Origin of the sequence: Xanthomonas sp. LMG 12460, assembly GCF_009192895.1 — a bacterium.
GTDB classification, from domain to species: Bacteria; Pseudomonadota; Gammaproteobacteria; order Xanthomonadales; family Xanthomonadaceae; genus Xanthomonas_A; species Xanthomonas_A sontii.
This window is the reverse complement of the sequence record NZ_NKUH01000115.1, coordinates 1-7,588: the sequence shown is the minus strand read 5'-3', so window position 1 is coordinate 7,588 and position 7,588 is coordinate 1. Positions and strand designations below refer to the sequence as shown.

13 protein-coding genes are annotated in these 7,588 nt (G+C 63.2%); all 13 read right to left on the bottom strand.

Annotated features, from left to right (window positions below; all coding sequences use genetic code 11):
• Positions 1–291 carry a hypothetical protein gene (locus CEK66_RS18905; RefSeq protein WP_152237929.1) on the bottom strand — a complete coding sequence of 97 codons (291 nt, stop codon included), beginning with the start codon at positions 289–291 and terminating at the stop codon, positions 1–3.
• 38 nt (positions 292–329) lie between these two features.
• Positions 330–1,328, bottom strand: a complete 999-nt coding sequence (locus tag CEK66_RS18900; protein WP_017907681.1) for an AI-2E family transporter — start codon at positions 1,326–1,328, stop codon at positions 330–332.
• A gap of 268 nt (positions 1,329–1,596) precedes the next feature.
• A complete protein-coding gene (locus CEK66_RS18895) occupies positions 1,597–1,986 on the bottom strand; it encodes a VOC family protein (protein ID WP_017907682.1) in 390 nt (129 codons plus the stop codon).
• Positions 1,983–2,321 carry a hypothetical protein gene (locus tag CEK66_RS18890; RefSeq protein WP_152237928.1) on the bottom strand — a complete coding sequence of 113 codons (339 nt, stop codon included), beginning with the start codon at positions 2,319–2,321 and terminating at the stop codon, positions 1,983–1,985. Before CEK66_RS18890 ends, CEK66_RS18895 begins: the two co-directional genes overlap by 4 nt.
• Positions 2,322–2,339: 18 nt before the next feature.
• On the bottom strand, positions 2,340–2,633 hold the full coding sequence (locus CEK66_RS18885; RefSeq protein WP_152237927.1) for a hypothetical protein: 294 nt from the start codon (positions 2,631–2,633) through the stop codon (positions 2,340–2,342).
• 15 nt (positions 2,634–2,648) lie between these two features.
• Complete coding sequence (locus CEK66_RS20735) at positions 2,649–2,945, bottom strand: DUF2695 domain-containing protein (RefSeq protein ID WP_226978688.1); 297 nt, start codon at positions 2,943–2,945, stop codon at positions 2,649–2,651.
• Between the two features lie 389 nt (positions 2,946–3,334).
• Positions 3,335–3,643: a cyclic-phosphate processing receiver domain-containing protein gene (locus CEK66_RS18870; protein WP_152237925.1), complete on the bottom strand. Its 309-nt coding sequence runs from the start codon at positions 3,641–3,643 to the stop codon at positions 3,335–3,337.
• Between the two features lie 322 nt (positions 3,644–3,965).
• Positions 3,966–4,412, bottom strand: coding sequence for a hypothetical protein (locus CEK66_RS18865; protein ID WP_152237924.1), 447 nt, complete (start codon positions 4,410–4,412; stop codon positions 3,966–3,968).
• A gap of 9 nt (positions 4,413–4,421) precedes the next feature.
• Entirely contained in the window at positions 4,422–4,724 is a 303-nt protein-coding gene (locus CEK66_RS18860; protein WP_152237923.1) for a hypothetical protein, read from the bottom strand.
• 82 nt (positions 4,725–4,806) lie between these two features.
• Positions 4,807–5,043 (bottom strand): DUF1161 domain-containing protein, encoded by a 237-nt coding sequence (locus CEK66_RS18855; RefSeq protein WP_017915150.1) that lies wholly within the window; start codon positions 5,041–5,043, stop codon positions 4,807–4,809.
• Positions 5,044–5,259: 216 nt separating this feature from the next.
• The gene (locus CEK66_RS18850; RefSeq protein ID WP_226978687.1) at positions 5,260–5,796 is read right to left on the bottom strand and encodes a hypothetical protein; all 537 of its coding nucleotides are present in this window, start codon (positions 5,794–5,796) and stop codon (positions 5,260–5,262) included.
• Between the two features lie 449 nt (positions 5,797–6,245).
• Positions 6,246–6,653 carry a hypothetical protein gene (locus tag CEK66_RS20465; RefSeq protein ID WP_193312715.1) on the bottom strand — a complete coding sequence of 136 codons (408 nt, stop codon included), beginning with the start codon at positions 6,651–6,653 and terminating at the stop codon, positions 6,246–6,248.
• Positions 6,654–7,007: 354 nt separating this feature from the next.
• Positions 7,008–7,427 carry a hypothetical protein gene (locus CEK66_RS18840; RefSeq protein WP_152237922.1) on the bottom strand — a complete coding sequence of 140 codons (420 nt, stop codon included), beginning with the start codon at positions 7,425–7,427 and terminating at the stop codon, positions 7,008–7,010.
• Positions 7,428–7,588 lie beyond the last annotated feature (161 nt).

The following is a 7,588-nucleotide window of genomic DNA, read 5'->3' as shown; positions in this document are numbered from 1 at the left end:
TCAGCGGCGCACCCGCGCGCGGCCGAATACCTCCTCGCACAGCACCACATAGTCGCCCGAGCCGTCGCGCGCGGCCGCGCCGCTGGCGATGGCGGTGCTCAGCGCCGCGCCGAGTCGCGCCTCGCCCAGGCGCACGGCCAGTTCCGTCAACTGGGCCTGGAACCGGTACTGCATGTCGGCGATCTGCTGGGCATCGTGTCCGAGCCAGGCATAGCCCTTGTCGTTGTACGCGGCGGCACTATGCAAGGTCTCGGCCAGATCGCGTTGCAGGTCCTGCGGATCGGTGGGCATCGTCGCGTGCGGGGCGGGATGGGATCACGCACCGCAGATCAGGCGGCGGGCTTTCCGGCGCCATCCGCGCCCTCGGCATCGCCCAGCGCATGCTGCACGTACAGGCGCTTGACCAGCACGTAAAGCACCACGGTGAGCGGCGCCGCCAGCACCACGCCCATCGGCCCGAACAGCACGCCGATACCGAACAGCGAGAACAGCAGCAGCGCTGGCGGCAGGTCCACCGCGCGCGCCTGGATCAGCGGCTGCAGCACGTGGCCTTCGAGTTGCTGCAGCACCACGAACAGCAGCAGCGCGCCCAGTGCCACCTGCGGGCTGACGGTGAAGCCGAGCAGGATCGCCGGGACCGCGGCCACGATCGGGCCGACGATCGGGATGAAGTCCAGCAGCGCGGTCAACAAGCCGATGCCCAGCGCCACCGGCACGCCCAGCAGCCACAGCCCGATGCCGGTCAGGGTGCCGATCACCGCCATCGCCAGCAACTGGCCGGTCAGCCACGCGCGCAGCGCCTGGCCGCTGGCGGTCAGCGCTTCGTCGGCGACGCCGCGACGGTCGCGCGGCAGCAGGTGCAGCAGGCCCTGGCGATACAGCCGCGGCTGCGCGGCCAGGTACAGCCCGCCGACCATCATCAGCACCGCGTCGGTGACGCCGCCGCCGGCCGACAGCACGATGGCGCCGGCATGCGTGGCCAGGGTCGAGGCGCCGTCGCGCAACTGGTCGGGGATGCGCTCGATCTGCGGCCCCAGCGGGCCGGACTGCAGCCAGGCATGGAACTTGTTCCAGGCTGCCGGCAAGGTGGCGCGGAAGGTGTCGATCTGCGCGGCGACCTCGGCGCCGAACAACAGCACGATCGCCGACAGCGCCAGCACCAGCACCAGGATCACCAGCGCCAGCGCCGCCCACTCCGGCAGCGGCAACCACTTTCGCAACAGCGTGGCCAGCCCGTGCAGCAGCACGCCCACCACCACCGCACCGAACACGATCAGCAGCAGCTCCGACAACTGCCAGGCCAGCAGCGCCAGCGCGCCCAGCGCCATGACGACCAGGACCCGCGCCGCGAAGGGACGCAGGGGCGAGGGGGAACTCGGGAGGGAGGCATTCATCGGTGGCGCGGATCCCGATCAGGACAATGAGCGCGGACAGTAGTGATAGCGCAGTGCAGGGCGAGCGAAGATCATGTGCTGCCGGTCGGTGGCGCCAACCCGCCGGTCGGCGTGCACGGGCGATGTCGGCGGGGCTGGTTCGACGCTGACCGGTCGGGCGTCCCGTGCTACCGGCCGGCCAGTCGACCGGCCGGAGCGGGCACTACTGCCCGGCGGGCGGCTGCCAGAGCTCCACCTTGTTGCCTTCCGGGTCGATGACCCAGGCGAAGGCGCCGTATTCGGACTCATCGATGCGGTCCAGCACGTGGCAGCCTTCCTCGCGCAGCGCCGCGACCAGCGCGTGCAGATCGTGCACCCGGTAATTGATCATGAAGGGTGCCGTGCCGGGCGAGAAGTGCGGCTCCTGCGCCGCCGCGCCGATCGACCAGACGGTGGAGCCGGTGACCGGCGCGCCGCTGCCGTCGTTCCAGGCGAAGGCGGTGCCGCCCCAGGCCTGCACGTCGATGCCGAGATGCCGCTGGTACCAGGCCTGCAGCGCGGCCGGGTCCTGTGCCTTGAAGAAGATGCCGCCAATCCCGGTGACGCGCTTCATGGAGCCTCCGCTGGTCCGATGGTGGGCTGGGCGGGCAGGGGCTCGTAACCGTCGCCGCGGCCGCTCAGCCAGCGCAGTCTACGCTTGCCGGTCTCGCCCAGGTACGCCGCGGCGGCCAGCAGCAGCGGATGCCGCAGGTCCGCGTCGATCATCAAGCGCACGTGCCCGTCCACTTCGATGTTCAGGAAATGCGCCTGATCCGCATCGTCGTCGTAGCTGCGCGCCAGCAACCGATCGCGGCCGTCGCTGAAGCGGTAGAGGGTGTAGGCATAGTAGTAACCGTACCCGTCGTCGGGCTCGCTGGCGTCCACGTGGTGGGTGATGTCGACGTGCATGCGGGTTCCGTGTGCCTGTCAGGCCGCCCTCGAGACCACGTGGCCTGTCCCTTCGCTGCCGTTCGCCCAGAGCGTGAAATCGGCGCCCGCCGGGAAGTGGGCAAGTGCGTCAGGCATCAGCAACTGTACCCCTGCGCGGAACGTGACCCCGGGCGCCGGGCTGCCGGTGAAGGTGAGGCGGGCCGACCACTGCTGCTGGTCGATGCAGAGAATGGCGCACCACTGGCCGGAGACGAGCGCAGTCGCCTTGCTTCCTGGTTGCGCAGGATGCAGCAGCAGATCGGCCAGGAAGTGATACGGAAGGTCATGCATCAGGTCGATGTCCGATCACGGCTTGCCCCAGCGCTCCTCGACATTGAACAGCACCTCGCAGTCGCAGAAGCCTCCGTGCGCACCGAGCCAGGGGATGACCGACTCCGGAGCGACATCCTGGGACGCGAGGAACTGTGTGGTGAGTCGCAAGGAGTGATCGCAGCCATCGGCGAGCGCGTCGTTCAAGTAATCGAACAAGGCCCAGAGCGTTTCCTTCGGAAGGGGAAGCGCGGCCTCTTCGGATGCGCGCGGCTCGGACTGCACCGTTGTGCGGGGCGCGTTGCGACGTTGGGCTTCCGGATTCTCTGTCATTGTCGACTGTCACGGGGAGGACGCTGCGGCGAGGATTGCCATCAGTGTGAAAGCTGAGATTGAAGTACCGCGCCAATGAATCGCTAACCACCCTCAGACACATGATGAACGATGGAAGGATTGTCCTCGCAATTCCTCAAGACGGCATACTTGCCATCCGTCTTGCCAACTAGCGAAATCGGGAAGGACGTGTTTCCGCCATCGACGGAGATTCTGACCTCCATGTCCTGGTTCTCGAATGTCTTGAGCTCTTCGATCAACTGCGCGACCGATTTGCCTCTGGTTGTCCAATCTGGATTGATCATCTGCGAGTGTCAGGTATTGGAGCAGTAGGCACGGGCCGGACAAGCAGTCTGCTTCTCCATCATCTCAGCCGCATCGCAATGAGATCATGCACTGGGTCTGTTCTTTATCGCTAGCCGCTCGATCGCCTTGATGCCAAGACGCATCTTATCTCTCGCCGAGGTGTTTGCAGAATGGACGTGCATCCTGGGCGGGACGAAGGACCGAAGTGCCACTGCTTCCTCGATCCAGAGCACCACGTCGTAACCGGTTCCGCGTGCATCGTCGCCGAGATCATGGTCCAGGCTGAGTTCCTCTACCTTCCCGGTCTGGAGCAGTGCGATGACGTCATCCGGCCAATAGGCTCTTGTCCATCCTGCGGGTGTCTCGCGCTCATCGTCCAGAAATACACGCATGGCAATCGGCACCTGTCTTCGCGTCGGCGGGTCTGCCCATCGACCCATACGCGATGAACCTACTACAGTCCGAGCGTCGGCGCGATCTCGCAATGCCGCGAGAAAAGGGCGACGCGGCGCGCTGCATCAGCCGGCGAATCGCCATAAACTCAGCACATCCGTAGCAGCGTATGTCGGAACACAAGGCCTTCCGGCGGGTATTGGTGCCGGCGTACTGCATCGTGTGCCGTAGACGACGGCAGTTCGACACGCGATCGGATACATCACGCCTTCAGGATTGCAAGGGCGATGATGTGCCTGGCCTTCTCGTCACCAACCGCGCCTACTTCCGCTTCCTGCATGATGCCGCGACGCAAAAGGACGGCGAAGACGAGGGTGAGCTGAGAATACGGTAGTCGTATGTCTGAGCGATTTCGCGCTGCTTTTTTATCGCCTGTTTGACCAAGGGCCATAGAGCGCCCGGCGTGTCGATGCTCGCGGCACTGCGTTTGAACTCTTGGAGATAGGCTTGGAGTTCGCGTTGAAGCGCGGTGTCGAACAGTGCCCTGGCTGCCTTTTTCTCGGAAGCGCTCCAGGTCATGTCATGCATGGCGGCTTTCTCTTTCCGGGTGCCCGGCCTGTCATGGATCCTGCCAGAGCCGGGCTGGATGCGATAAGGGGTGGCTTGCGCTGGCGATCCGGTCGGGGTGCATCCGCCGATCGCCGGATGTGGCTTGCGCAATGCAGTTGGCACGATCAGAAGAGTTGCGTTGATTTCCAGGTAGAACACCCAGGATCGTCAGTCGCTCTGATTCCAGGCCTTGATGGCCAGGGTGACGCGCTGGCGAGTCTCGGCATCCACTTTGCGGCCGAGATACGGCGACCGGCTGCCCAGTACCCCTGGCGCGGTCCATTGCACCTGTTCGGCGAGCTGCACGATGACATCGCGCCCGAGCGCGTGGTACTGCGCCGCTTCTTCCTCGTTCAACGCCATGGTCCATGCGTAGCCGACCGGCCCATGGCTGCAGTTGACGTCGAGCAGGAGCGTGTCGTCGTCGCGCAGGAGGAACCAGGCCTGCGGCGAATGATCCTCTACCTGCATGACGTGCCCATCCGTTGCGCAAGGACGATACGCCGCGTCCCGTCGCTCCAAGCTACTCGCATGAGGTGACCGCTCCTGTCGATCAGGTCGACGGCTTGTTCTTGCTGTACACGATCTTCTTGCTTCCCGCCGCACAACTGCCGATGACCTTCCGATCCTTGACGTCGGCGTTGTCGACGATGTTCAGCGTGTAGTCCTTGACGCCGTGGGCATCGAGTTTCGCGGTGAGCTCGGCCTTCAACTCCTCGCAGGATCTGCCCGCCGCGAAAGCGGACGAGGAGGCGAAGGCAAGCAGCAGAAGCGCGATGGCTTGTTTCATGATGGCACCGATAGTCGATGAGGGAGAAAGAGGTTGCGGAAAAAAACGTAAGGTGTGGCGGCTTTGGCATGGCGGTCGACCTGGTCGCTCGCGGGAGCCGGGCCGTCGCGCCGAGTGTAGCAAGCGCAGATTGCGTCGACCGCTACCGCCACCGTAGTCGGCGGGCGGCCGGTCCGGACGAGCGGGACACCGACACTGCGACATGGATCATCGCATTCAGGGATCGACCCAGACGCCTGCGTCGTACATCAGCCGCATCGTGTAATTGAGCTGCAGCGTCTGGTTCGGGCCGCAGGCGATCTGCGTGGTCTTGTCCGCCGCTCCAGGTCCGGAGACGGAGATGGACGAAGCGGATCTGAGCGGGTCGAACAGGCTGTACCGGTAGCCGCTGTTGCTGAACTCGATCGATGCGTTTCCGTTGGGAAACGTGTTGTAAGTGAAAAGCCCCGTCGGCGGCTTTTTCTCCGCAGGGTACTGCAGCACCAGCTTGCCGCCATCCGACGCTCGGTACTGCAGGTAGCCCGAGGTCCGGTTGAGCGCCTTCGACGAGCATAGTGAAAACTCTCGCTTGCGTGTCTGGCACGTCCACAGGGTGAGTTCGTCCTTGCCGCACAGCGGGCTGTGCTGGTATTCGCTCTCGGACTCCTGCAGTGTCGCTTGGCTGATGGATGGCATTGGCTCAGACGCTGGTGCTGCGAGCGGCAGGCTCGTCAAGGTCGCTGTCATTGCGATGCTTGCCATTGCCTTCTTCATTTTTTTCCTCCTGCGGCAGACCATGTCAAGGGAGGGTGGGTGTGTGAACGACGGCGTTGTCCTACTGTGGTGCGCAGGAGGGTTAGCGTGGATGCGGGGTCCTCGCGAGTAGGATCAGAGCCCGATCAGCCAGCCTGCCGGGATCTCTCAAGTAAATCGTAGGGGCATGGGTGATCGCAATGGTAGTCGCCGCCTGCATTGGTGAGAGCTGGCTAAGCGGCTTGCCGAATTAGCGGTATGCAAAGCTGCGCAGCCCATTGTCGATGCCGTTGTGGGAAAGGATGCAGTAAAGCCCGTACATTGCGAACTGTCGAAGTGCATCGGTAGGAGGATGCTCCAAAGTGCGTTGCGCACCTGCCCCTTACCTTGTGTCAGGTCCGGGTGGACACGTGAAACGACCGCGCGCGCTGCATGCGAGAAGGGGGGGGGGGCGTATTGGCGTCGATTAGTTAACGGATCGTCTGGGGAGAAGAGGAATCCTCGGGGGTGGCGTGGGCGAGTGCATCGCGGATCAGAGCCAAATGCGGTCGGATCGCTAGCGCATCGTAGGCAGCGAATACCATACGCGTTGCCAGAATGAGTAGCGCCGTTCCTGTTCCTAGGTAATTGATGACTTCAGCATGGGTGTCAATCAGGTATCGGTGGGCATAGGCGGATGGATGCTTGGTGGGCGCGCAGCTATTGCATTCGGCGTTGATCGGCGACGGGCTGGAACAACCGGCCAACGAGCAAGCCGAAACCTGTGGAGGTGAGCAGTTGTAGTCATTCCAGTCTGAAAAGTACGGTCGGTTCGGGTGGCGAAAGCGCCGCGACCACAGCTGCTTGGGCGGCGCAAGCGACACGGTAGAGGTGGGCATGCGCGAGGCGGTGCTGTGCCGCGCGCTGCGCCAGGTGCCCGAACAGCGCGGCGCATAGCAGGAGGGAGAGGATGGTTCCGGCATTGACCAATCCTCCGAGGTCGAAGATGCCGCTAAAAAAACCAACGTCGCAAGCAACGACAACCGCGCGAATTGCCGCATCGAGGCGACCTCATGCAGCGCATCCTCCGTCGATGTGGGGAGAATTGTTCAGAGCTTCACTAGCTGATGAGATGCTGCTTCAACTTTGCCGACGGTACGTGGTATGGGCGCTAACGTGGAAGTAAAGCGCAGCCGGAGCAATGCGGAGAGAACCACAAGCGCAGCTTGTGGCCGTCCGGCCCGACTGTAGGTTTAGGCTTCAACAGGGAACCCACAGTTTGGTGGCTCGTCAACCATGAGGTAAGGCCAGTCCGATCGTTTTGGCAATGCGGCCCGCGCCTTTGCGACCTGATCCTCAGTGAGAAACATTCCGCTCAGATCGTTGCCACCATAGAAGGCATAGAAACGGACGTTCGAATTTTCGAGGCTTCGATTGACAACGTCGAACAGCGCAATCGATGCCCTCGTCCAGCCCTCGCCTCTCTCGCCGTTTTCGGACCAAATTGTGTAGACCTGTTCCCCGGCTCTTGCCCTGAAGCTTCCATCTGATTCCTCAAACTCCTCTATCGCGGCAATAGGATCTGCGGCGAACTGAAGAATCTCTGGCAACAGCTTCTCGTAGGCGGCAGCGAGACCACCCTCTGCAAGCTCCTCGGCGTCGAGGTGAACCATTTTGTCGTAGTCCAATGGATCCACAAGCTGCACGGCTTGGTGAGGCCGAACCCAAAGGTGCAAGATACTTCTGAGCAAACGTGAAAGGAACGTCTTCATGTTGGCCTTACGCCTGAACTAAGCCGGGATCGCGAGGCGGCGTCGGCTTGAATGAATTGTTA